Here is a 21,607-nt window from a genome sequence, read left to right as displayed (position 1 = left end):
TGATGCGACGCTTCATCTCCGTGCTACCTGCTCTCGGCCTGAGCCTGGTGCTTGGCGCATGCGGTGACAAGCCAGGGCCCGTAGCTGCCACCACCAGCGCGCCTAGTACGCCACCTGCCACTACCCCATCCCCGACTTCGACAGAAGCAGATACACAAGGACGGAATGACATGATCAAGGAATGCTCCGGCGTGCGCCTGCACCTGAGCGCGTTGCCATCCGAGAGCAGCGGCTCCACCAAGACCCACCTGAAAATGGAGCACGATGGCCAGCGCCAGGAAGTGGCAGCGCCTCCAGAGATGGCGGACTACACCGCAGTGGGCCTGGGTTGCACGGAAGACGCAAAAGGAAGCACGTACTTTGTCGTCCAGTACGGCGAGCTTCCCTACGGCTGCGAATTTTGCGAATGGTTCTTCCTGTATGACATCAAGGGTCAGTTGCTGAATCATGCGACACCACCGCTGCATACGCAGGACGGCCAGCAGAGCCCGAATAACGACGAATACGAACACAAGCTCGAGGAGTTAGGACTGAAGCACCCGGAATTGGAGCCTTTCCAGCCCTGAGCAAAGGACGTCTATGCGCCGATTGCGGCGCATGGTGAAAGCAGTACGCAGTACATGGAGCAGCACCCGTTACAAGGAAGAATCTGTCTCATAGAAAGGAACGCACGATATGACCGACACCACGATTTATACCGAAATGCTTCAACCACGCGGCGCTGCATACAGCAGTGACCGGATCAAACCCTGGAGCCACTACCGCGAGCCCATCGACAGCGGAGATGGCAGATTGCATGGCGAATCACGCCGCTGGGGCGATGCTAGCCCACAGACACAATCACGCGTGATCGATAGCCTTATCGATTACTCGCGAGATGCAGGGCTTTCAGCGCGCGAGACTGCATACGTCCTTGCCATCGCCCGAGTTGAGTCAGGCTTCAACCCGGATGCAGCTGCGGGGACAACGTCTGCCTCTGGCCTAGGTCAATTCATTGACCGGACTGGCGCGCATTATGGCGTCAACGCATCCAACCGCTTCGACGTGGAAACGCAGTCGCAGGCATTGGTGCAACATTTCGTTGATAACCGGGACCTCGCGCGTAGCCGCGGCCAGGGCGAGGATTACATTTACAAGTATCACCATGATGGTCCTAGCAAGGATTATGGTGGCTTGGCTCTGTCGCGGCGCGAGATTGCCCCTCATCTGGACAACTACACCCAGTTTGTCGAGCAGCGTCTTGCACAAACGCAGGGCAATACAGTGGGCCAGCCGACGCCAGTGACGCAGACAGCCGAACCTAGCCATGCCACTCGCAGCAATTTTCAGCAAACGATGGAACGCATGCTGCCCGGTCAAGGCAGCACCGACCCGCACATTACCGGTCATTATGGTGAGCACCGCGGTAGCCACGGGCCGCACGGTGGTACAGATTTCAACTACGAAGGTGGTCAGCAAGGCCGTAACCTGCAGCACCCGACGGTGCATTCGCCGGTCTCCGGAACGGTAACGTTCGCGGGCGGCAACTACGGCACGGTCAAGATTCGCGATGCGCAGGGTAACTCGCACGAGATCCTGCACCTGGACGCACTCAAGGTGAAAGAAGGCCAGACGCTGTCCGCGGGCGATGCCATCGGTACGATGGGCGGACGCGGCCCGAACGGTAATAGTCAGTACGCACAGCATGTGCATTACCAGCTGCGCGATGCCAACGGCAAGTTGACCAGTCCAGAGACATTCTGGAATCAAGGTCACCAGCACGAGTCGGGCGCCCGTCAATCGCAGCCATCGGCACCGGCTGGCAATGGCACGCTGCGTCATGGCGAGCAGAGCGGCGATGTCGGCAAGTTGCAGCAGGACCTCAACCGTCTCGGCGTTCGCGATGCGCAGGGCAACCGGCTTGCGGAAGATGGTCGCTTTGGGGACAACACACGGGAGGCGGTGATCGCGTTTCAGAAGCAGCATGGGCTGCAGCAGGACGGTGTCGTCGGCCGTGATACGCGGGCCGCGTTGTCTGCGCCTGCGGCCAAAGCGGTCGATGCCCCGGCCGCTGCGCCCAAGGGTCCGTCGCTCAACGATGCCTCGCATCCGGACCATGCGTTGCACAACGCAATCCGCAGCAAGCTGCCGAGCATGATCTCTAATGAGACTGCTGCCAACGTCACTTTGCAGGCCAAGCAGAATGGCATCGACAGCGCAGATAAGCTGCAGAACGTGACGGTGCAGGACGGCAAGGCGTTCGTGATGGGCACCACGCCGGGGTTCCGTGCGGCGGTGGATCTAAACCAGCCTGCCCCGTCATTGGAGCAGACCAGCGCGCAGCTTCTGGCTGGGCAGTCGCAACAGCAACAGGCGCACGAAGAGCAGCAAAAGGTCGCCATCGGCAGTCGCTGAGTTCACGATGCACGAAAGAGCCGGCCGGCCTGTCTGGCCGGCTTTTTTGTATCTGCCGTTTACCTGCCGCAGCTTCATGCACTCGGGTAGAAGCGAGACGTCACATATTTGAATCCGTGGAGCGGCGTCATTGACCGTGATTGCCTGCCGCATGACGCGCACGTCGGCGCTCCCAATAAGCGCGGCTAACAAAACGGAGCAAGCAGTCGTCAGGTGGGTGCGGACGGCGCAGAGGAACCGGCGTGTACGGAGGTATATGCCGATTCCGAGCACCGGCCGCGCCCGCCTGACGGCGGCGCAGTCGTTTTGATCGCTGCTCTAGGGAAACTCTGAACAACGCACCACAGATACGCGACACTACCCGCCTCATGTTGAGGAGTGATCCATGCAACTGACGTTCGGTGACGCTGAGGGCCTGGGCAAGCGCAAGCAGACGCGCCGGGAGATCTTTCTGGCCGAGATGGAGCAGGTGGTTCCGTGGCAGCAACTGCTCGGGCTGATCGCGCCGCACTATCCCGTGTCGGGCCGGCCAGGTCGGCAGCCGTACGCACTGGCGACGATGTTGCGGATTCATTTGCTGCAGCAGTGGTATGCGTTGAGCGATCCGGCGATGGAAGAAGCACTGCACGAGATCCCGACCTTGCGGCGGTTTGCCCAGCTCGGTGGCTTGGACAACGTTCCGGACGAGACCACGATTCTCAACTTTCGGCGCCTGCTGGAGACCCATGGCCTTGCCGCGCGGATGCTGGAAGCTGTCAACGCGCATCTGGCGCGCAAGGGCCAGAGCCTGCGGTCGGGCACGATCGTCGATGCGACGCTGATCGCGGCGCCCAGTTCGACCAAGAACGCCGACCATGCGCGCGACCCCGAGATGCATCAGACCAAGAAGGGCAATCAGTGGTATTTCGGGATGAAGGCCCACATCGGCGTGGATGAATTTTCCGGGTTGGTGCACCACGTCCATTGCACGGCCGCCAACGTCGCCGACGTCGTGGTGACGCACACGTTGCTGCATGGCAAAGAAGACAGCGTGTTCGGCGACAGCGGCTACACCGGTGCGGATAAGCGCGAAGAACTGCAGGACTGCGAGGCTGCATTTTTCATTGCTGCCAAGCGTTCGGTGCTTCAAGCCATCGGCAACAAGCGGGAGCGTGCTCGGGAACAGCGTTGGGAACACTTCAAGGCCAGCGTGCGCGCGAAGGTGGAGCATCCGTTCCGGGTGATCAAGCGCCAGTTCGGTTACACCAAGGTCCGCTATCGCGGCCTGGCGAAGAACACCGCGCAGGTGCTGACGCTGTTTGCGCTGTCAAACCTGTGGATGAAGCGAAAGCAGTTACTGCCTGCCATGGGGAGCGTGCGCCTGTAACCCGGGGAATTCCCAAGGAAAGCTCCAGAAATTGCGAAAAATCCGAAGATCCAAACGCGACTCTCCAGAGCGATGCGACATCCCGCACTCTCAGGCCTCATTGTTCAGACCTTCCCTAGGTCTGGCTGCGGGCCGTCGTTTGCAGTGGGCGAGGCCGGTGCGCGAGAACCGGCGTGATCAATGGACGACGCCGCTGGCGGCACCACCCTCGCCCGCCTGGCGGGCAATCGCCGATGCGCAGAGCGTGATGCGCAACACAGGGGCTTGCCACGCGCTGGTGCGTGGCAGGTCCTGTTCCCGGCAGCTGCCCCGCAAGCGCCACTGCGGCCATCCGCGCGCGTATGCTTGGGCCATTCCTGGGAGGGAACATGACCGAACGCACCACGACCGCGCGACCGCTCGAGCGCTATTTCGCCAGTTATTCTGACGACCACCGCAATGCGACCAACCAGCAGATCCACGTGCTGGCGGTGCCGGCGATCCTGTGGTCGGTGGTGGCCTTGCTGTGGTGCATCCCGGTGGGCGGCACGTGGTTCAGCAGCGGCGTGTGGGCGGCGCTGGCGATGTTCGGGGCGTGGTCGTATTACAACCGGCTGTCGCGGCCGCTTGGCCTGGGCATGCTGGCGATCTTTTTCTTTTTCGGCTGCCTGTGCCGGCTGATCGAGGGCCGACTGGGCCTGGGCGGCCTGTTCACGCTGGCGGTGACGGTGTTCGTGCTGGCGTGGATCGCGCAGTTTGTCGGCCACAAGATCGAAGGCCGCAAGCCGAGCTTTCTGACCGACCTGACCTATCTGCTGATCGGGCCGCTGTGGGTGCTGGCCAAGCTGTATCGGCACCTGGGTTGGCGGTTCTGATCTTCGGGTTCCCCAAGTCAGCGATACCGCGCTGACGCCAACGCAGGCTACTCGCCGATACCCAGCTCTTCCGGCAGCGGGCGGAACGCACGCGGTGCATAGCCGAAGTCGCGCCGCGCCGGCTCCAGGTCGAACACCAGGTCATCGCGCATGCGCTGCAACGCGGCGGTATTCATGCTGCGCAGCCGGCCCAGGCGCTGCGCGGTGGTGAGCGCCAGACCGAACAGCGAAGGCGGCACCTGATACAGCCGTGCCGGCCGCGGCAAGGCCTCCAGCACGCGTTCCACCATCTGCGTGTAGGCCAGCACTTCGCCACCGCCCACCGCATAGCTGCGCTGATGCGTGACCGGCTGGGCGACCACCGCCAATGCCGCGCTGGCCAGATCGTCCACATGCACCGGCTGGCGCAGCCCGGTGGCATTGGCCGGCAACACGAACGCGCCCGTGCGCCTGGCCAGCCCGGCAATCTGGGTCAGCGTGCGGTCGCGGCCGGCGCCGTAAACCAGGGTGGGGCGCAGCACGGTGGCCGCGGCGCCACGCGCCTTGGCGGCGGAGAACAGCGCTTGTTCGGCATTGGCCAGCCGCTGGGCGACATCGCGCTCGGCGGCATCGATCGAATGCTCCTTGACCTCCACACTGGTGGAACCGAACGCGACGATGCGTGGCGTGCTCACCGCGTTGGTCTCGTACCAGTGCGCGAAATGATCCAGCGGGCCGCAGCTAAAGATCACCTCGAAACTCTCGCCCGCCACCGCCGGTGCCGCCAGGTCACCTTGCCGCCAGATGAGTCCTGCGCGTGCGGCACGCGGCGCGCGCGACCAGGCGGTGACCTGCCAGCCACGCCCCAGCAGGCGAGTGAGCAAGCGTTCGCCAATCTGGCCACTGCCGCCGAAGACCAGGGCACGGGGTGCAGCGGCGGCGACGGAAGGAGCGGGATTGGCAGCAGTCACAAGGTAGGCAGGCGGTGGCGATAGCGTCAGCATACCCAGTGCAACGCGGCGGTGCGACGGCAACTCCTGTCGTTTTCCCGACAGGCGCACGCTCACCTTGACGCCGGCGTCAGTCAACGGTTTGTTAAGCTCTCTGGCCTGCTCGCGAATCTCGTGTTCCCTGCATGCCTGCACCGTTGGAAATTCTGCTCGCGCTGCCGTTCCTGATGGCGGCCGCCGTGGCGCTGTCGTGGCGCACCTCCCGTTCGATCACTGCGTGGTTGGCTGCGGCCGCGCCGTTGGCCGGCCTGGGCATCCTGGCACTGCTGACACCGGCGGTGCTGCGCGGGGAAATCATCCGCAGCGAACATGCCTGGTTACCGCAGATCGGGCTGCTGTTCTCGCTGCGCATGGACGGGCTGGCCTGGATGTTCGCGCTGCTGGTGCTGGCGATCGGCGCGCTGGTGGTGATGTATGCGCATTACTACCTGAGTGCACGCGATAGCGCCTCGCGCTTCTTCGCGTATTTGTTGCTGTTCATGGGCGCGATGCTGGGCATGGTGCTGTCGGGCAACCTGCTGCTGCTGATGGTGTTCTGGGAACTCACCAGCCTCAGTTCCTTCCTGCTGATCGGCTTCTGGTCGCATCGCAAGGATGCGCGCGAAGGCGCACGCATGGCGTTGGTGCTCACCGCCGGCGGCGGCCTGGCGCTGCTGGGCGGGGTGCTGCTGATCGGCCGCATCGTTGGCAGTTTTCAGCTGGATGCAGTGCTGGCCTCGGGTGATCTGATCCGTGCAAGCCCGCTGTACCCGTATGCGCTGGTGCTGGTGCTGCTGGGGATCTTTACCAAGAGCGCGCAGTTTCCGTTCCACTTCTGGTTGCCGCACGCGATGGCCGCGCCCACACCGGTGTCGGCGTATCTGCATTCGGCCACGATGGTCAAAGCCGGCGTGTTCCTGCTGGCGCGCCTGCATCCGGCGCTGGCAGGCACCGACCTGTTTCTGTACACGGTGACCAGCATCGGCGCGATCACCGTGCTGCTGGGCGCATGGCATGCGATTTTTCAGCACGATCTCAAGGGCGTGCTGGCGTATTCGACCATCTCGCACCTGGGCCTGATCACCATGCTGTTCGGCCTGTCCACGCCGATGGCGGTAGTGGCCGGCGTGTTCCACATCCTCAACCACGCGGTGTTCAAGGCCTCGCTGTTCATGGCCGCCGGCATCATCGACCACGAAACCGGCACGCGCGACATGCGCAAGCTGGGCAACCTGCGCCGCTTGATGCCGTTCACCAGCGCACTGGCGATCACCGCGTCGCTGGCGATGGCCGGCATTCCGCTGCTCAACGGGTTCCTCTCGAAGGAAATGTTCTTCGCCGTGGCGCTGGAGGCCGAAGGCCCGCAGCTGCTGCGCCTGCTCGCCAGCGGCGCGGCGTTGATGGCCGGCCTGCTCGGCGTGGCCTACAGCCTGCGCTTTGTGCACGACACCTTCTTCGGCCAGGGCCCGCGCGACCTGGACCGCACCCCGCACGAGCCGCCGCGCTGGATGAAGATTCCGGTGGAAGTGCTGGTGCTGACCTGCGTGGCGGTGGGCATCGTGCCGGCCTGGACGGTGGCCCCGGTGCTGCGTGCCGGCGCCAGCGCGATCCTGGGCGAGCGCCTGCCCGATTACAGCCTGGCGCTGTGGCACGGGTTGAACTGGCCGCTGGCGATGAGCATCGCCGGCGTGGTGGGCGGCGTGCTGCTGTACATGGCACTGCGCAGGCTGCTGGATCTGTACGCGATCGAAAACCGCTCGCCGGGCAAGGCCTTGTTCAACTGGAATCTGCGGGCGCTGTTCGCCGCCTCCGCACGCGCCACCGACGCGATCACCAATGGCAACCTGCAACGCATGTTGATGCTGCTGGTGCTCAGCGCGGTGGTGGTGGCGCTGGTGCCGTTCCTGCAGGGCGGCGCGTTGCGACCGTGGCCGACACCGGCGCCCATGCCGCTGCTGGGCTGGGCGTTGTGGCTGCTGATGCTGGCCTGCGCACTAGGCAGCCTGTTCCTGTACCGGCAACGCTTGCTGGCAGTGCTGGTGCTGGGCGGCACCGGCTTGGCGGTGAGCCTGACCTTTGTGTTCCTGTCTGCACCGGACCTGGCACTGACGCAGTTGCTGGTGGAGATGGTGACGCTGGTGCTGATGCTGCTGGCGATGAACTACCTGCCGGAAACCTCGCGCCCGGAACGCGCGCCGCTGCGTAAATTCCGCGATGCCTGCATTGCCATCGTTGCCGGTGGCGGCCTGGCGGCGCTGGCCTACACGTTGATGACCCAGCCTAGCCCGACCATCGCCGGCGAGATGCTGCAGCGGGCCTTGCCGGAGGCGTATGGGCGCAACGTGGTCAACGTGATCCTGGTGGACTTCCGCGGCTTCGATACGTTTGGCGAGATCACCGTGTTCGCCATCGCCGGGCTGGTGGTGCACGCGCTGCTGCGGCGCTCGCGCATGGCACCGGAACGCACCATGCCCGGCCCGGCGATCAAGCTGCCGGTGCCGGCGGATCTGGCGCAGATCATGTTCCCGCTGACGCTCACGGTGTCGCTGTTCCTGTTCCTGCGCGGCCACAACGCGCCCGGCGGCGGCTTCATTGCCGGCCTGGTGCTGGCGGTGCCGTTGCTGATGCAATACGTGATCCAGGGCGCGGCGTCGGTGGAGTCGCGGTTCGGGTTCGACTACATCCGCCTGATCGGCATCGGGCTGTTGTGCGCACTGCTCAGTGGTGTCGGCTCGCTGCTGTTCGGCCGGCCGTTCCTCACCAGCGGGCACGCCGAGATTCCGCTGGGATGGCTGGGCGAGCTGGAGCTGGCCAGCGCGCTGGGGTTCGATACCGGCGTGTATCTGGTGGTGTTCGGTGCGGCGATGTTGATGCTGTCGATGATGGGCACGATCAAACCCTCGCGCACCCGCGACTCGCATCGCGGCGAGATCGATCCCACCCAGCGTTCGACGCGCACTGCGGAGCAGCATTGATGGAACTGGCACTGGCAAGCGCGATCGGCGTGCTCACCGCCCTGGCGATCTACCTGCTGCTGCGTGCGCGCAGTTTCGATGTGATCCTGGGGCTCACCTTCCTGTCGTATGCGACCAACCTGCTGATCTTCGCCGGCGGGCGCCTGCGCAGCGGGCAGCCGCCCGTGTTGCGCGACGGCATTGCCGCCGACCTGAGCCAGCACACCGACCCGCTGCCGCAGGCGCTGGTGCTCACCGCGATCGTGATTGCCTTCGCGATGACCGCGGTGAGCCTGGTGCTGGCGATCCGCAGCCGCAGCGACAACGGCAGCGACCACGTGGATGCGCACGAAGATGCGGATACCGGCGAAGACACGCGTGAGGCGCGCCGATGAACCATCTGCTGATCCTGCCGATCCTGATCCCGATGCTCGGCGCGTCGGCGTCGTTGTTTGTCGAACACCGCCGCTATGGCCCGCGTGTGCAGCGCGCCGTGGCCTGGACCAGCATGGCCCTGCTGGCGGTGGCAGTGGTCGCCCTGTTCGCCCGCGCTGCGCACGGCGAGGTGCTGGTGTACCTGCTGGGCGACTGGCCGGCGCGGCTGGGCATCGTGCTGATGGGCGACCGGCTGGCCGCGTGGATACTGATGACCACGCTGGTGCTCGGCGCGGCCTGCCTGCTGCACGCCTGCGCCGGCTGGGACCGCCGCGCGCCGCACTTCCATGCGCTGTTCCAGTTCCAGCTGATGGGCTTGAACGGGGCATTTCTGACCGGCGACATCTTCAATCTGTTCGTGTTCTTCGAGGTGATGCTGATCGCCTCCTACGGCCTGCTGCTCAGCGGCGGGCGCGGGTTGCAGATGCGCATCGGCCTGCACTACGTGGTGTTCAACGTCTGCGCCTCCACGCTGTTCCTGATTGCGCTGGGGCTGTTGTTCGGCTTGTTCGGCACGCTCAACATGGCCGAGCTGTCGCAGCGCATCGCCACCCTGCCCGCAGCGGACGTGCCGCTGGCGAAGGCCACCCTGGGATTGTTGTTGCTGGTGTTCTGCAGCAAGGCCGCACTGCTGCCGCTGTACCTGTGGCTGCCGGAAACCTATTCGCGCGCACCGGCCTCGGTGGCGGCCTTGTTCGCCATCATGACCAAGGTGGGCCTGTACGCGGTGCTGCGGGTGTCGTCGTTGTGGTTCGGTGCCGGCGCAGGCGCATTGCACGGCTTCGGCCGGCACGCGCTGCTGTGGCTGGGCATCGGCACGCTGGTGATGGCGGCCTTCGGCGTGATGGCGGCATCGCGGCTGCGGGTGATGGTGTCGTACCTGGTGGTGTTTTCGGCGGCGACGTTGTTCATCGCCTTCTCGCTGGACGATGCACGTGCGCTGGGCGCCGGCCTGTATTACCTGCCGCATAGCTGCTTTGTGGCGGCGGCGTTGTTCATGGTGTCGGACCTGATCCGCCGGCGCCGTGGTCGCGCCAGCGATCGCAAGGAAGTGGTTGCCCCACTGCCTGGGCGGGCGATTCCCGGCGCGATGTTCATGATTGCGGCTGTTGCCGTGGCTGGCCTGCCGCCGCTGTCCGGGTTCCTGGCCAAGGCCGCGCTACTGCAGCATGTGCCCGCCGACCTGGTGGCCCCGGTGTGGGGTGCGGTGCTGGGCAGCAGTTTGCTGGTGGTGATCGGCCTGACGCGTGCAGGCGTGCGCCTGTTCTGGCGCGTTCCAGAGGCGGTGGAAGAAGCGGTCGAGGACGACGCACCGGAGCGCCTGCCGCAACGCCGCGCGCGCATGCGCCCGGTGGAGACCGCCGCCACGATCATCCTGTTGAGCGGTCTGGTGGCGATGACGATCGGTGCCGGCCCGTTGATGCACTACACCGATGCGGCCGGTGCACAGCTGCGTGACCCCGGCGCGTATCTGGAACAGGTGCGCGGGACCACGCCGCAACGGATGCAGCCATGAGCGCACAGGTGTCCTGGCAACGCCGGCTGTTTCCCTCGCGCCCGTTGAGCGTGATGGTGTTTCTGTTCTGGCTGCTGCTCAGCGACAGCTTCGGGCCGCAGCAATGGGTGCTCGGCCTGCTGCTCGGCTGGGTGGTGCCGATCTTCGCCGCGCGGCTGGACCGCGAGTTCGCGCGCATCGGCTCGTTGCGTTCGGTACCGCGCATGCTGCTGGTGGCCGCTGTCGATATCGTGCGCTCCAACATCAAGGTGGCGCTGCAGGTGCTGGGGCCGGAATCGCGTATCCACCCCGGCTTTATCTGGGTGCCGCTGGACATCGAGAATATCCACGGCATCGCCGCGCTCACCAGCATGATCACGTTGACGCCGGGCACGGTGTCGGCGGCGCTGTCGGACGACCGCAAATACCTGCTCGTGCATGTGCTGCATCTGGATGACCCGGATGCGCTGATCGCCGAGATCAAGTCACGCTATGAAACGCCCCTGATGGAGATCTTTCCATGACCGGCCATACCTTCATCGAAACGACCATCGTCGTGTGCATGCATGCGGTGGCCCTGGCCATGGTGATGTCGCTCTGGCGGCTGCTGCGCGGGCCCACCGTGCCGGACCGCATCCTGGCGCTGGACACGCTCTCCATCACCGCCATTGCCGAGCTGATGTTGCTGGGCATGTACCTGGATTCGCCGATTTATTTCGAGGCCGCCCTGGTGATCGCCATGCTGGGCTTCGGCAGCACGGTGGTGCTCAGCAAGTACGTGCTGCGCCGGGATATCGTCGAATGATCGCGCTTACCGAATATCTGCTCAGCGCATTGCTGCTGGTGGGCACCTTCTTCATCCTGATCGGTGCGTTCGGGCTGGTGAAGTTGTCGGACTTCTTCAAGCGCCTGCATGCACCCACCAAGGCCAGCACGCTGGGCGTGGGTTGCGTGCTGCTGGGCTCGGTCGGTTATCACCTGTTCCTGGGTGTGGACCCGCAACCGCGCGAATTGCTGATCACCGTGTTCCTGTTCATCACCGCGCCAATCAGCGCCCACCTGATGGCCAAGGCCGCGCTGTCGCTGATGATGGAAGACCGCCCGGAAGTCCCCAACCACGGCGACATGCAAAAAGAAGGGCTGCCGCCGGCGCAAGGCGATGTGGGCGAGAACATGGAAACTACGCCGGACCGGTCGACGTCGGAGCACAATTCCAGCGGTTGATGGGTTGACTGGTCAGCGTGCGCTCCGGTTGTGCCGCGATGCTACGTTCGATGCGGGTTTACGTCATTGAACGCAGCCGACACTGACGCACAGCACCGCGCGCTGCGTTGCCCGGATCAGCCGCAGCCTTCCACGTAATCCACCTGCGGCGCCACACCTACGCGCCAGCTGGTCACCTTGCCGTCGGCATCGGTGTCGAACACCAGCGCGCTTTGCGATTGCGCGTCGGCATGCCGCAGGCTCAGCGCACTGGGCATGTACTTGTGCGGTTGTTCCGCCAGGCCATCGGGATACAGCGCGCGCACCTCGGCGACGGTCATGCCCACCCGCCCGCCACCGGGCGCCACTTCCTTGGGCTCGTTGGTCTGGTAACGCACCAGCCGGTCGCCCTCGAACATGAAACCGAAGCGGCGCGCGTCGTCGGCCCACTGCGGGCGCAACAGGTAACAACCGCCATCGGCCGCTGCATCGCCGCGTAAGGCACCGCCCCAGGCCGCACGCGCCTGCGCGGCGTCCATGCCCAGGCGCAGGTCGCCATAGCCATCCAGGCGCGCCAATGCGGCCGGGTCCTGACGCAGGCGTGGCGGCAGGCTGCCCGGCGGCGCGGTGGCCGGCGGAACGTCGCCGTGCGGTTGGTCCGTCTCGGCGGCGGGCGCTACCGGCAGGCTGGACGCAGCGGCGGCATCCGCGGCCGGGGTTTCAGCGGTGCGGCTGCAGCCGGTGGCCAATGCCGCGAACGCGATCACTGCAATCAGTCTGGATGTCATGCCCGCACTCCCCACCAAGTCGCCATCAGCCTACACAGTGCGCATCGCGGCCATGTGCAGGCGTTGCGTGTTCGGGGCGTGGCAGGTGCGCGGCTTGGGGCATTCACGGCGTCTGCCGTCATGCGGTCGCGCCGATGTCATCGTCGCTTCATTGGCGACAGTCACCCTGGCGGCTTCGCAGGACCGCCGCCATGTACCCACGCAAGACCGATCTCGCCCTGACCGCGCTGCAATCCCATCGCAGCCCGCTGACCTTGCTGCAGCGCCGTGCACTGATCCTGGCCGATGGCCAGCGCGATCTGGACACCCTGGCGGCGCTGCTGGGCGGCGAGGCCGCCACGCTGGTGCAGACCCTGTGTGCGCTGGGCTACCTGCACCTGGGTGCAGGCGTGGCGACCAACGCGGCGCCGCCCTCCGCCGCCGCCGCAGCACCTTCAGCACCCAGCGACGCCGAGCCGGCAGCACTGTTGCTGAGCGAAGAAGAACAACAACGGCAGCGGCGGCGCGCGACCACCAACGCACGCCTGTATCTGCTGGATATCCTGCAGTTGCAGCGCAACCCGGTGGCGGTCCTGCTGCACCGTCGCCTGCAGGTCGCACGCAGCGACATCGAGATTCATGCCGCCATCGCCGAGGCACTGCAGGCCTTGCCGCAATTCACCTCAGCCAGCTATGCCGAACGCGTGCGTACGCGCAGTGCGGAGTTGCTGCCTGACACGCTGGGTGAAGCGACTGCAGCGGCTACGGAATCAGTCGTGCGCCATGCGGATAACGCATCGGTTTAGTTGACGCGGCGATGGGTAGCACGACGCATGTGCTTGGAAACGAATGCGGTGGCTGCAATCGACTTACGGCATGCCATCAAGATGCTGGCTTGGAGCAGCTAATAAAACGTAGCGAGCAGTTGTTGTCAGGTGGATGCGGCCGGCGGCGCGGAGGAACCGGAGTGTAAGGGGTACATGCCGATTCCGTGCAGCGGCCGCGCCCGCCTGGCGGCCGTGCAGTCGTTTTTGATAGCTGCTCTTAGCTCAACGCCAGCTGGTCACGCGATGCAACTGATGAAACGTAAGCTCCTGATGAGCTGCATTGCTGCCGATGCTGTCGCTATGCAGCTGGCGGTGAACCCGATGGATCCGACGTAAACGTAGCCACCGGGTGTCGTCCGCGTTTTGCATTTGGTCGCTGGTTAACCGCCCATATCCCTCAGCAAAAATCGCAACGGCCATCGAGGATGCTTCGGAACGCTCGTGCTGTTGCGAGACTTAGGGTTAATGCGCAACAGCGTGCAGCGTCATGAGGCACCGCTCAACACCACACTATTGAGCCGGCGCTACTGCACTCAGTTCGCCGGCGGCGCCTGAAATGCATTGCGCAACCCCGCCCAGCACTGCTGATAATCGCCCTGCCGATGCGGTGCCTGCAGCGCTTGCGCGGTGGGGCGCAGCACGGCGCGGGTTTCGAACATGAAGGCCATCGTCTCGGTGATGACGTCCGGCCGCGACAGGTCCGCTTGCGAGGCCTTGTCGAAGGTGGCCGCGTCCGGGCCGTGGCCGCTCATGCAGTTGTGCAGCGACGCACCGCCCGGCGCGAAGCCGTCGGCCTTGGCGTCGTACACGCCATGCACCAGCCCCATGAACTCGCTGGCCACATTGCGGTGGAACCATGGTGGGCGGAAGGTGTGCTGGGCCACCAGCCAGCGCGGCGGGAAGATCGCGAAATCCATGTTGGCCGTGCCGTGCGTGTCGCTGGGCGAGGTCAGCACCGTAAAAATGCTCGGGTCCGGATGATCGAAGCTGATCGAGCCGATGGTATTGAAGCGGCGCAGGTCGTAGCGATACGGCGCGTAGTTGCCGTGCCAGGCCACCACGTCCAGTGGCGAATGGCCGATGTCCGCACGCCACAGATGGCCCTGGAATTTGGCCACCAGTTCAAAGCGGCCCTCGCGTTGCTCGAAGGCCGCACACGGGGTTTCGAAGTCGCGCGGATTCGCCAGGCCATTACTGCCAATCGGCCCCAGGTCGGGCAGGCGCAGCAAACCACCGAAGTTCTCGCAGACATAGCCGCGTGCGGTGCCGTCGCGTAGCTCGACCCGGAAGCGCACGCCGCGTGGAATCACGCCGATCTGCTGCGGCTCCAGTTCCAGCACGCCTAGCTCGGTGTGCACCCGCAGCCGGCCCAGCTGCGGTACCAGCAGCAGCTCACCATCGGCGTTATAGAAGAAGCGATCGTGCATGGAGGCATTGGCCGCATACAGATGCACGGCCACGCCGTTCATTGCTTCCGGGCCGCCGTTGCCGGCCATGGAATACAGGCCATCGATGAAATCGGTGGGTGTCTGCGGCAACGGCAGCGGGCTCCAGCGCAACTGGTCCGGCGGCACCGGTCCGTGGCCGAAATCGTTGTGGAACTGCGACTGCTCGATCAGCGAGAACGTTCCGTGCACCGCAGCAGGACGCATGCGGTACAGCCAACTGCGCCGGTTTTCGCTACGCGGCGCGGTGAATGCAGTGCCCGACAACTGCTCGGCATACAGCCCGTGCGCCACACGCTGCGGCGAGTTCTGCCCAACGGGCAAGGTATCGGCTACTGCCTCGCTGGCGAATTCATTGCCGAAGCCGGTCATGTAACGCTGGTCGTTGTGCATGGGTGCGCCCGGATGTTGACCCGCCCTCCACGACGGCAGAAGGGTGGGATCGAGTTGGATCAAGCCGCTCTTACCGAAAAAGAGCTCAAGCCTGGCGGATCAAGCCCCTCTCCCGTCGGGAGAGGGGTTGGGGTGAGGGTACGGCGTAGCGACCATCTTGAAGATCGTTTCAACCACCGCATCCAGCGAAAACAACACATCGTTATTCCAGAAGCGCAGCACTGTCCATCCCTTCGATTGAAGCCACCGCGTCCTTGCCTGATCGCTGGATGCTTGGTGCTGCGATCCATCCAGCTCAATAATCAATGCTGCATCGATACAACAAAAATCTGCGATGTAGGGCGGAATCGGATGCTGACGTCTGAACTTGAAATCGTGTAGCTGGTTGCTGCGTAGACAGCGCCAAAGTGCGCGTTCTGCGTCTGTCAGCTCTTTGCGTAATGCGCGCGCATGGGTGCGTGTGACAGTGGGTAATGGTGGTTTGATTTTCATCGCTCCACCGTACCCTCACCCCAACCCCTCTCCCGCAGGGAGAGGGGCTTTGACTACGTGCGTCTTCGTTGCTGTGTGTTGTCAGAAAAATGCCTTGACTGGTCGTGCTTGATCGCGGCCACTTGCCGCTCGCTTCGTCGGATCCGTACCGGAACCACATCCGACATCACGGGCAGCCAGGCGCGGCACCGCAACAATCTGCACCACTCAAAACCGCACCGAAGCAATTAATGGCAGCAACCACAAATCCCGAGTAGCGAATCACCCATCCCGGCTGTCAAAGCACCCCACGCTTCATCTGATCGCGCTCGATGCTTTCGAACAAGGCCTGGAAGTTGCCTTCGCCGAAGCCTTCATTGCCCTTGCGCTGGATGATCTCGAAGAAGATCGGGCCGATGCAGTTGGTGGTGAAGATCTGCAGCAACTTGCGCTGCTTGGTGTCCACGTCGGCGTCGATCAGGATCTTGTTGCGACGCAGGCGCTCGACGTCTTCGCCATGATCGGGAATGCGCAGGTCCACCACGTCGAAATAGGTGTCCGGCGTGTCCAGGAACGTGACGCCGGCAGCGCGCATCCGTTCCACCGAGGTGTAGATGTCGTCGGTGAAGCAGGCGATGTGCTGGATGCCTTCGCCCTGATACGCGTCCAGGTATTCGTTGATCTGGCTCTTCGGGTCGGAGGACTCATTGAGCGGAATGCGCACGATGCCGTCCGGGGCGGTCATCGCCTTGGACACCAGGCCGGTCTTGGCGCCCTTGATGTCGAAGTAGCGGATCTCGCGGAAGTTGAACAGCCGCTCGTAGTAATCCGACCACTGCTGCATGTTGCCGAAGTACAGGTTGTGGGTCAGGTGGTCGATGAAGGTGAGCCCGAAGCCGGCCGGATGCTGGTCGGCGCCCTCGATTGCCTCGTAGTCGGCGTCGTAGATGCTCCCTGCCTCGCCGTAGCGGTCCACCAGGTACAGCATGCAATCGCCAATGCCCTTGACCACCGGCGCCGGCACCGCGAGCGTGTCGGGCTTGTTCTGCACGGCTTCGCCGCCGTTGCCGAGCACGGTCTGCAGCACGGTGTCGGCCGGGGTGCGGAAGCGAATCGCAAAGCCGCAGGCACACGGGCCGTGCGCGGCGGCGAAATCGGCTGCGAACGAATTCGGGTCTTCGTTGAGCAGGAAGTTCACCCCGCCCTGGCGATACACGGTGATCGGGCGGCTGCGGTGGCGCAACACCGCGGTGAAGCCCATCTTGCGGAAGTAGTCGTGCAACTGCACGGCCTGGCCGGCGGGGGCGGCGAATTCGACGAATTCGAACCCGTCGATGCCCATCGGATTTTCGAAGGTGGTGACCTGCATGCCCGGGTCCGGGCGCGTTGCAGTGGTGTTCGGTTGTGCGCTCATCGTCGTTTCTCCACGCTAGGGCGCCCGCGGGGCTATGCGGGGTGGCAGAAGACCCGCGAGAATGCGCAGGCCACCCTCCGTTTGTAGTTGCAAATGAAACCAAAATCAAGACACAGTGCAACATGAGCGATCTCGACACCCCCACACCGTCGCCGCATCCCGTCCTGCTCAACCTCGAGCAGTTCCTGCCCTATCGCCTCAGCGTGCTGTCCAACCGCATCAGCGGCAACATCGCCAAGGTCTACGGCGACCGCTATGGCATGGCCATTCCCGAGTGGCGGGTGATCACCATCCTGGCACTGTATCCGGGCTCCTCGGCCAGTGAAGTGTCAGACCGCACGGCGATGGACAAAGTTGCCGTCAGCCGCGCGGTGGCGCGCCTGCTGGAACGGGGCTTCATCCGCCGCGAAACGCACGGCGACGACCGCCGCCGCTCGATGCTGGCGCTGTCGCCGGCCGGGCGCCAGGTGTACGAAACCGTGGCACCGCTGGTCAACGAGATGGAGCAGCGGCTGATGTCGGTGTTCAGCGCCGAAGAACAGCAGACGCTGGAACGGTTGATCGACCGCCTGGCCAAGGACGGGTTGCCGCGGATGGCCAGCAAGGACTGAGTGCGGGTCTGCGGTGCGGCTTCGGGGAGCAGCGCTGGTTCGGTCGTCCGCTGTGCGCCATCCGCGTTCTGGAAGAGCACGCCTGCGGTCTGTTTGATGCGCCGCATGCCGATGGCATGAGATTGTCGCGGCCAGCGTTGCATGTGCTGTGGCGTTGGCCTGCGACGTGTGGCGCGACCTGCGGCTACGCAAGCAGAGCCGTGCCGTCTTGCGCAGTCACAGGTTCGCCGCCCACTGCGCCGCTTCCCGCGAGCGCATTCGCAGCCGGCTTCAGCGCGCCATCCGCCCGCAGAGCACGGTGCCGCGCGCTGGGTAGCCCGCAGCTGCACCACCGCATCGGTTATCTGCGGCGCTGGGCGTCCACTGCCACGCACCTGCACGCCCGGATCGGCTTGGGCACATGCGGCACGCAGCGATCCAGCAAGCCACCCTCAACAAAAACCCCCGCACTGGCGGGGGGTTTTGTTGTAACTCCAGCAGGAACCGTGCTCAGGCTTCCGGCGGTGCCCACTGCTTGAGAAAGTCGAACAGCTTCTTGCGGTCGTAGCCATCGCCCTTGCGCAGTTCCGGGCCGGCCTGCAGCGTCAGCGGCTTGCCGTCGTTGTCCAGCACCAGCAGCGAGGGAAAGTCGTTGAGCTGGGCGAACTGCGACAGGAACGCGGCATTCTCGTTGGATGCATCGCGGTTGACCTTGACCACCACGAAATGCGCGTCGCGGAAGCTGCGCAGCTCCGCATCGCCGCCCATCACCTCGTCCAGTGCCTGGCACGGCGCGCACGCGGCATTGCCGACATTGAGCACGATGCGCTTGCCACCGCGCTTGGCTTCGACCTTGGCCGTTTCCAGATCCGCTGCCGGATCGCGCGAGGGGTCGTACTGCGCATTGAGCGCAGCTGCCGCGGCGATATCCGCCGCGGTGGGCGTGTTGCCCGAGGACACCGGCTGGCTGGGATCGGCACTGGGTGGTTTCTGCATGGAAGTGTCCAGCGGCCGTGGCGCCTGTTGCTGGTCGGTGGGCTGCCCGCAGGCGCTCAACAGACCTGCCATCAGCAGGCCACAGACAGTCGCTTTGATCGGCATTGCGGTTCTCCTCACTTCACACCATGCATCAGTTTGTTGATCAACGGCGCGATCAGGAACAGCAACGCGCCAGCGCCCAGCAGGGCCCAGAACCCGAAGGTATACCCGCCCAGGGCCGAGGACACGCTCATGCCTTCGCTACCGCTGACATGGCCGGCAAAAATACCCGACAGGTTGTTGCCGATGCCGGTAGACAAAAACCAGCCGCCCATCCCGAAACCGACCAGGCGCACCGGGGCCAGCTTGGTCACCATCGACAGGCCGATCGGCGACAGGCACAGCTCACCCACCGACTGAATCACGTAGACCATGAACAAGGTCCAGAACGGGATCTTGCCGGCGTCGCTCACCAGGCTGGAAAGCGCAAACATCAGCAGCAGGAACGCCAGACCGTTGAAGATCAGGCCCAGGCCGAACTTGCGCGGAATGGACGGGTTGAAGCGGCCGGACTTGACCCAGATCCAGGCAATCACTGGCGCCAGGGCGATGATGGCGATGGAGTTCACCGACTGGAACCAGGCGGTGGGGAAGGTCCAATCGCCGAACGTGCGGTTGACGATGTTGTCGGCCAGGAAGGTAAACGAGCTGCCGGCCTGTTCGAAGAACATCCAAAACAGCACGTTGAAGGCGAAAATGATCAGCATCGCGATCACCTTGTCGCGCTGCACCTTGCCCTCGCGGATGCCTTCGATCAACAGCAGCACCGACAGGCCGATGAACAGCACCGTGAGCACCGCCTGCAGCACATCCGCGCCGACTGCCAGCAGGAAATACACCACCGGGATCGACACCAGGCAGCCGCCCAGCACCATCAGCACACGGCCCATGCCCTGCGCGTTGGGCGCCGGTGCGCCGATGCCGGCCAGCTGACGGCGGCCGATCCAGAACCAGACCAGGCTGATCAGCATGCCCACGCCCGAGGCCATGAACACCATCTTGTAGGACGGCATGGCTTCGGTGCCGAAGACCTTTTCGGCCAGCAGCTGGGTCAGCACCGGCGAGATCATCGCGCCGAGGTTGATGCCCATGTAGAAGATGGTGAACCCGCTGTCGCGGCGCGGGTCGGCCACCGAATACAGCTTGCCGACCATGGTGGAGATGTTGGGTTTGAACAGCCCGTTGCCCACCACGACCGTGGCCAGGCCGATCTCGAACACCACATGGTTGGGCACCGCGATCAGGAACAGGCCCGTGGCCATCACCGCCGCGCCCACCAGGATAGAGCGCTGGTAGCCGAGCACGCGGTCGGCCACGTAGCCGCCGAAGATCGCCGCCGCGTACACCAGCGCCAGATAGGCGCCGTAGGTGCGCCCGGCCGGGGCCTGGCCGCTGGCTTCGCCGCCGAAGAACTGCGCCACGATGTACAGCACCAGCGCCCAACGAATGCCGTAGAACGCAAAGCGTTCCCAGAATTCGGTCATGAACAGCATCCACAGCGGCCGGGGGTGGCCGAGCAAGGTGGGGAACTGGGGAGGCGCAGGCGGTTGCGGCGGAGTGGAGGCGGAAGTCGGCGCGGCAGCGTCAACGCTCATGAAGTGTCCCTTGCGTATTCAGTAATGGCTGGGTGCCTGGGGCGAACCCGGGGCGACGCGCGAGGATCACTTAGACGTCATGTACGCGTCAAATTCGCCGGACTCGGCGACCGGATGACGACGGGTGGAAACGCCCGCATCTCCCACCGCCGCATGCCCGCTTCCCATTCTCCCGCTGGGAGAAGGTGCCCGCAGGGCGGATGAGGGTGCGATGTCGCTGGGTGGTGCCGATCGCCGAAGTACGAGCATCAGCAAGTAGCTGATCCCGGGGATGAGGCCCGTACCCTCACCCCAACCCCTCTCCCGCCGGGAGAGGGGCTTCGAGCAACTTCTCCACTAAGTGCTTTCCCGAGCAAGTGCTCTCCCGAGCTTCAGCGCCCCCCCCTGCGTTGCCAAGCTTTTTGCCTCGCTCAGCGCTTCCCAGCGTCCGCACTCCCCTGCGGCGGTCGGTTGTCCACGCCTACGGACGTGCGCACGTCGAACAGCTCCGGGAAAAAGGTCAGTGCCAGGGCCTGCTGCAGGAACCCCACGCCGCTGGAGCCGCCGGTGCCGCGTTTGAAGCCGATCACCCGCATCACCGTGCGCATGTGCCGGAAGCGCCACAGCTGGAACTGGGTTTCCACGTCCACCAGGTCTTCGCACAGCGAATACTCGCGCCAGTAGCGGTCGGTATTTTCGTAGATGCGCTCGAACACCGGCCGCAGCGTGTCGTCGGCCACGTGCGCGGCGGTCCAGTCGCGGGCCTGGTATTGCTGCGGAATCGCATGCCCGAAGCGCGCCAGGTAACGCAGGAATTCTTCGTACAGGCTCGGGGCTTCCAGCACTTCGCGCAGCCGTGCCTGGCCGGCAGGGTCATAAGCGAACACCTGCAGCATCTGCGGATTCTTGTTGCCCAGCAGGAACTCGATGTAGCGGTATTGCAGCGACTGGAAGCCCGACGAGGGGCCGAGCACATCGCGAAACCCCATGTACTCGCTGGGGGTCAGCGTTTCCAGCACCGACCACTGCTCGGTCAGCTGGCGCAGCACCTGCTTGCTGCGCGCCAGCACCTTGCGGCATTGCCAGACCTCGTCGCGCTGCAGGTGCACGATGGCCGCGCGCAGCTCGTGGGCCAGCAGTTTCAGCCACAGCTCGGAGGTCTGGTGCTGGATGATGAATAGCATTTCGTCGTGGTGCGCCGGCTCGGACAAGGGCTCCTGCGCACTCAGCAACTGGTCCAGGCGCAGGTAGCCGCCGTAGGTCAGCCGCCCTTCCAGATCGGTGTGGATGCCGGGTTCCAGGTCACGCAGGTTCTTGTCGACGGGCATGGCGATGCAAATGGATCGGGCCGGTCAGGGTAGCTCAGCGGCGGGGATTGGGGATTGGGGATTGGGGATTGGGGATTGGGGATTCGGGAAT

The 21,607-nt window shown here is 64.5% G+C and carries 20 protein-coding genes and 2 other RNA genes; 12 read left to right on the top strand and 10 right to left on the bottom strand.

Annotated features, from left to right (window positions below; all coding sequences use genetic code 11):
* Positions 1-170 precede the first annotated feature (170 nt).
* Both ACCQ09_RS02290 and ACCQ09_RS02285 read left to right on the top strand, forming a co-directional pair.
* On the top strand, positions 171-566 hold the full coding sequence (locus ACCQ09_RS02290; protein ID WP_040940489.1) for a hypothetical protein: 396 nt from the start codon (positions 171-173) through the stop codon (positions 564-566).
* Positions 567-675: 109 nt separating this feature from the next.
* Positions 676-2,394 carry a peptidoglycan-binding protein gene (locus tag ACCQ09_RS02285; RefSeq protein ID WP_040940488.1) on the top strand — a complete coding sequence of 573 codons (1,719 nt, stop codon included), beginning with the start codon at positions 676-678 and terminating at the stop codon, positions 2,392-2,394.
* Between the two features lie 183 nt (positions 2,395-2,577).
* Here the strand turns inward: ACCQ09_RS02285 and ACCQ09_RS02280 are convergent.
* Positions 2,578-2,652, bottom strand: a non-coding RNA gene (locus ACCQ09_RS02280) — sX9 sRNA.
* Between the two features lie 127 nt (positions 2,653-2,779).
* Here ACCQ09_RS02280 and ACCQ09_RS02275 point away from each other — a divergent pair.
* Both ACCQ09_RS02275 and ACCQ09_RS02270 read left to right on the top strand, forming a co-directional pair.
* Positions 2,780-3,760, top strand: a complete 981-nt coding sequence (locus ACCQ09_RS02275) for an IS5 family transposase (RefSeq protein ID WP_506182996.1) — start codon at positions 2,780-2,782, stop codon at positions 3,758-3,760.
* Positions 3,761-4,128: 368 nt separating this feature from the next.
* A complete protein-coding gene (locus ACCQ09_RS02270; RefSeq protein WP_011035701.1) occupies positions 4,129-4,614 on the top strand; it encodes an Mpo1 family 2-hydroxy fatty acid dioxygenase in 486 nt (161 codons plus the stop codon).
* A 47-nt stretch (positions 4,615-4,661) separates the two neighbouring features.
* On the opposite strand, the gene ACCQ09_RS02265 is transcribed toward ACCQ09_RS02270, so the two are convergent.
* Positions 4,662-5,564: an NAD-dependent epimerase/dehydratase family protein gene (locus ACCQ09_RS02265; protein ID WP_040942207.1), complete on the bottom strand. Its 903-nt coding sequence runs from the start codon at positions 5,562-5,564 to the stop codon at positions 4,662-4,664.
* Positions 5,565-5,728: 164 nt separating this feature from the next.
* On the opposite strand from ACCQ09_RS02265, the gene ACCQ09_RS02260 reads away from it, so the two are divergent.
* The 6 genes from ACCQ09_RS02260 to ACCQ09_RS02235 are packed head-to-tail and all read left to right on the top strand — an operon-like array spanning position 5,729 to position 11,690.
* Positions 5,729-8,557: a monovalent cation/H+ antiporter subunit A gene (locus ACCQ09_RS02260; RefSeq protein WP_047676898.1), complete on the top strand. Its 2,829-nt coding sequence runs from the start codon at positions 5,729-5,731 to the stop codon at positions 8,555-8,557.
* Entirely contained in the window at positions 8,557-8,931 is a 375-nt protein-coding gene (locus ACCQ09_RS02255; protein WP_005990640.1) for a Na+/H+ antiporter subunit C, read from the top strand. The genes ACCQ09_RS02260 and ACCQ09_RS02255 overlap by 1 nt, the downstream gene beginning before the upstream one ends.
* Entirely contained in the window at positions 8,928-10,487 is a 1,560-nt protein-coding gene (locus tag ACCQ09_RS02250) for a monovalent cation/H+ antiporter subunit D (protein WP_228428414.1), read from the top strand. The genes ACCQ09_RS02255 and ACCQ09_RS02250 overlap by 4 nt, the downstream gene beginning before the upstream one ends.
* Entirely contained in the window at positions 10,484-10,990 is a 507-nt protein-coding gene (locus ACCQ09_RS02245; RefSeq protein WP_011035696.1) for a Na+/H+ antiporter subunit E, read from the top strand. The genes ACCQ09_RS02250 and ACCQ09_RS02245 overlap by 4 nt, the downstream gene beginning before the upstream one ends.
* A complete protein-coding gene (locus ACCQ09_RS02240) occupies positions 10,987-11,271 on the top strand; it encodes a K+/H+ antiporter subunit F (RefSeq protein ID WP_014509232.1) in 285 nt (94 codons plus the stop codon). The genes ACCQ09_RS02245 and ACCQ09_RS02240 overlap by 4 nt, the downstream gene beginning before the upstream one ends.
* Positions 11,268-11,690, top strand: a complete 423-nt coding sequence (locus ACCQ09_RS02235; protein WP_011035694.1) for a Na+/H+ antiporter subunit G — start codon at positions 11,268-11,270, stop codon at positions 11,688-11,690. Before ACCQ09_RS02240 ends, ACCQ09_RS02235 begins: the two co-directional genes overlap by 4 nt.
* A gap of 116 nt (positions 11,691-11,806) precedes the next feature.
* Here the strand turns inward: ACCQ09_RS02235 and ACCQ09_RS02230 are convergent, their stop codons facing one another.
* Positions 11,807-12,457 carry a hypothetical protein gene (locus tag ACCQ09_RS02230; RefSeq protein ID WP_014509234.1) on the bottom strand — a complete coding sequence of 217 codons (651 nt, stop codon included), beginning with the start codon at positions 12,455-12,457 and terminating at the stop codon, positions 11,807-11,809.
* 191 nt (positions 12,458-12,648) lie between these two features.
* Between ACCQ09_RS02230 and ACCQ09_RS02225 the strand changes: the two genes are divergently transcribed.
* A complete protein-coding gene (locus ACCQ09_RS02225) occupies positions 12,649-13,242 on the top strand; it encodes a hypothetical protein (protein ID WP_040940484.1) in 594 nt (197 codons plus the stop codon).
* Between the two features lie 96 nt (positions 13,243-13,338).
* Here ACCQ09_RS02225 and ACCQ09_RS02220 read toward each other — a convergent pair.
* The 4 genes from ACCQ09_RS02220 to hppD form a co-directional block, all read right to left on the bottom strand.
* A non-coding RNA gene (locus ACCQ09_RS02220) (sX9 sRNA) lies at positions 13,339-13,418 on the bottom strand.
* Between the two features lie 378 nt (positions 13,419-13,796).
* On the bottom strand, positions 13,797-15,101 hold the full coding sequence (hmgA, locus tag ACCQ09_RS02215; RefSeq protein WP_014509238.1) for a homogentisate 1,2-dioxygenase: 1,305 nt from the start codon (positions 15,099-15,101) through the stop codon (positions 13,797-13,799).
* A 99-nt stretch (positions 15,102-15,200) separates the two neighbouring features.
* Positions 15,201-15,593 carry an endonuclease domain-containing protein gene (locus tag ACCQ09_RS02210; RefSeq protein ID WP_040940483.1) on the bottom strand — a complete coding sequence of 131 codons (393 nt, stop codon included), beginning with the start codon at positions 15,591-15,593 and terminating at the stop codon, positions 15,201-15,203.
* A 277-nt stretch (positions 15,594-15,870) separates the two neighbouring features.
* Positions 15,871-16,986: a 4-hydroxyphenylpyruvate dioxygenase gene (gene hppD / locus ACCQ09_RS02205; protein ID WP_040940482.1), complete on the bottom strand. Its 1,116-nt coding sequence runs from the start codon at positions 16,984-16,986 to the stop codon at positions 15,871-15,873.
* Positions 16,987-17,108: 122 nt separating this feature from the next.
* On the opposite strand from hppD, the gene ACCQ09_RS02200 reads away from it, so the two are divergent.
* Positions 17,109-17,597, top strand: a complete 489-nt coding sequence (locus ACCQ09_RS02200) for a MarR family winged helix-turn-helix transcriptional regulator (RefSeq protein ID WP_011035688.1) — start codon at positions 17,109-17,111, stop codon at positions 17,595-17,597.
* A 489-nt stretch (positions 17,598-18,086) separates the two neighbouring features.
* Here ACCQ09_RS02200 and ACCQ09_RS02195 read toward each other — a convergent pair whose 3' ends face one another.
* From ACCQ09_RS02195 to ACCQ09_RS02185, 3 genes are all read right to left on the bottom strand, one after another.
* Complete coding sequence (locus ACCQ09_RS02195; protein WP_012437177.1) at positions 18,087-18,677, bottom strand: thioredoxin family protein; 591 nt, start codon at positions 18,675-18,677, stop codon at positions 18,087-18,089.
* A gap of 11 nt (positions 18,678-18,688) precedes the next feature.
* Positions 18,689-20,209 (bottom strand): peptide MFS transporter, encoded by a 1,521-nt coding sequence (locus ACCQ09_RS02190; protein WP_040940481.1) that lies wholly within the window; start codon positions 20,207-20,209, stop codon positions 18,689-18,691.
* A gap of 410 nt (positions 20,210-20,619) precedes the next feature.
* Complete coding sequence (locus tag ACCQ09_RS02185) at positions 20,620-21,516, bottom strand: tryptophan 2,3-dioxygenase (RefSeq protein ID WP_040940480.1); 897 nt, start codon at positions 21,514-21,516, stop codon at positions 20,620-20,622.
* Positions 21,517-21,607: the final 91 nt, after the last annotated feature.

Origin of the sequence: Xanthomonas sp. NCPPB 2586 (assembly GCF_041475775.2) — a bacterium.
Classification (GTDB): Bacteria; Pseudomonadota; Gammaproteobacteria; order Xanthomonadales; family Xanthomonadaceae; genus Xanthomonas; species Xanthomonas campestris.
Note: the sequence above shows the minus strand (reverse complement) of the source record. Positions and strands in the feature narration are given on the sequence as shown.

Bases quoted from the DNA above. Each gene is read 5' to 3' on its own strand.
- ACCQ09_RS02290 (WP_040940489.1), top strand. From the start codon at position 171: ATGATCAAGGAATGCTCCGGCGTGCGCCTGCACCTGAGCGCGTTGCCA.
- ACCQ09_RS02285 (WP_040940488.1), top strand. From the start codon at position 676: ATGACCGACACCACGATTTATACCGAAATGCTTCAACCACGCGGCGCT.
- ACCQ09_RS02275 (WP_506182996.1), top strand. From the start codon at position 2,780: ATGCAACTGACGTTCGGTGACGCTGAGGGCCTGGGCAAGCGCAAGCAG.
- ACCQ09_RS02270 (WP_011035701.1), top strand. From the start codon at position 4,129: ATGACCGAACGCACCACGACCGCGCGACCGCTCGAGCGCTATTTCGCC.
- ACCQ09_RS02260 (WP_047676898.1), top strand. From the start codon at position 5,729: ATGCCTGCACCGTTGGAAATTCTGCTCGCGCTGCCGTTCCTGATGGCG.
- ACCQ09_RS02255 (WP_005990640.1), top strand. From the start codon at position 8,557: ATGGAACTGGCACTGGCAAGCGCGATCGGCGTGCTCACCGCCCTGGCG.
- ACCQ09_RS02250 (WP_228428414.1), top strand. From the start codon at position 8,928: ATGAACCATCTGCTGATCCTGCCGATCCTGATCCCGATGCTCGGCGCG.
- ACCQ09_RS02245 (WP_011035696.1), top strand. From the start codon at position 10,484: ATGAGCGCACAGGTGTCCTGGCAACGCCGGCTGTTTCCCTCGCGCCCG.
- ACCQ09_RS02240 (WP_014509232.1), top strand. From the start codon at position 10,987: ATGACCGGCCATACCTTCATCGAAACGACCATCGTCGTGTGCATGCAT.
- ACCQ09_RS02235 (WP_011035694.1), top strand. From the start codon at position 11,268: ATGATCGCGCTTACCGAATATCTGCTCAGCGCATTGCTGCTGGTGGGC.
- ACCQ09_RS02230 (WP_014509234.1), bottom strand. From the start codon at position 12,457: ATGACATCCAGACTGATTGCAGTGATCGCGTTCGCGGCATTGGCCACC.
- ACCQ09_RS02225 (WP_040940484.1), top strand. From the start codon at position 12,649: ATGTACCCACGCAAGACCGATCTCGCCCTGACCGCGCTGCAATCCCAT.
- hmgA (WP_014509238.1), bottom strand. From the start codon at position 15,101: ATGCACAACGACCAGCGTTACATGACCGGCTTCGGCAATGAATTCGCC.
- ACCQ09_RS02210 (WP_040940483.1), bottom strand. From the start codon at position 15,593: ATGAAAATCAAACCACCATTACCCACTGTCACACGCACCCATGCGCGC.
- hppD (WP_040940482.1), bottom strand. From the start codon at position 16,986: ATGAGCGCACAACCGAACACCACTGCAACGCGCCCGGACCCGGGCATG.
- ACCQ09_RS02200 (WP_011035688.1), top strand. From the start codon at position 17,109: ATGAGCGATCTCGACACCCCCACACCGTCGCCGCATCCCGTCCTGCTC.
- ACCQ09_RS02195 (WP_012437177.1), bottom strand. From the start codon at position 18,677: ATGCCGATCAAAGCGACTGTCTGTGGCCTGCTGATGGCAGGTCTGTTG.
- ACCQ09_RS02190 (WP_040940481.1), bottom strand. From the start codon at position 20,209: ATGAGCGTTGACGCTGCCGCGCCGACTTCCGCCTCCACTCCGCCGCAA.
- ACCQ09_RS02185 (WP_040940480.1), bottom strand. From the start codon at position 21,516: ATGCCCGTCGACAAGAACCTGCGTGACCTGGAACCCGGCATCCACACC.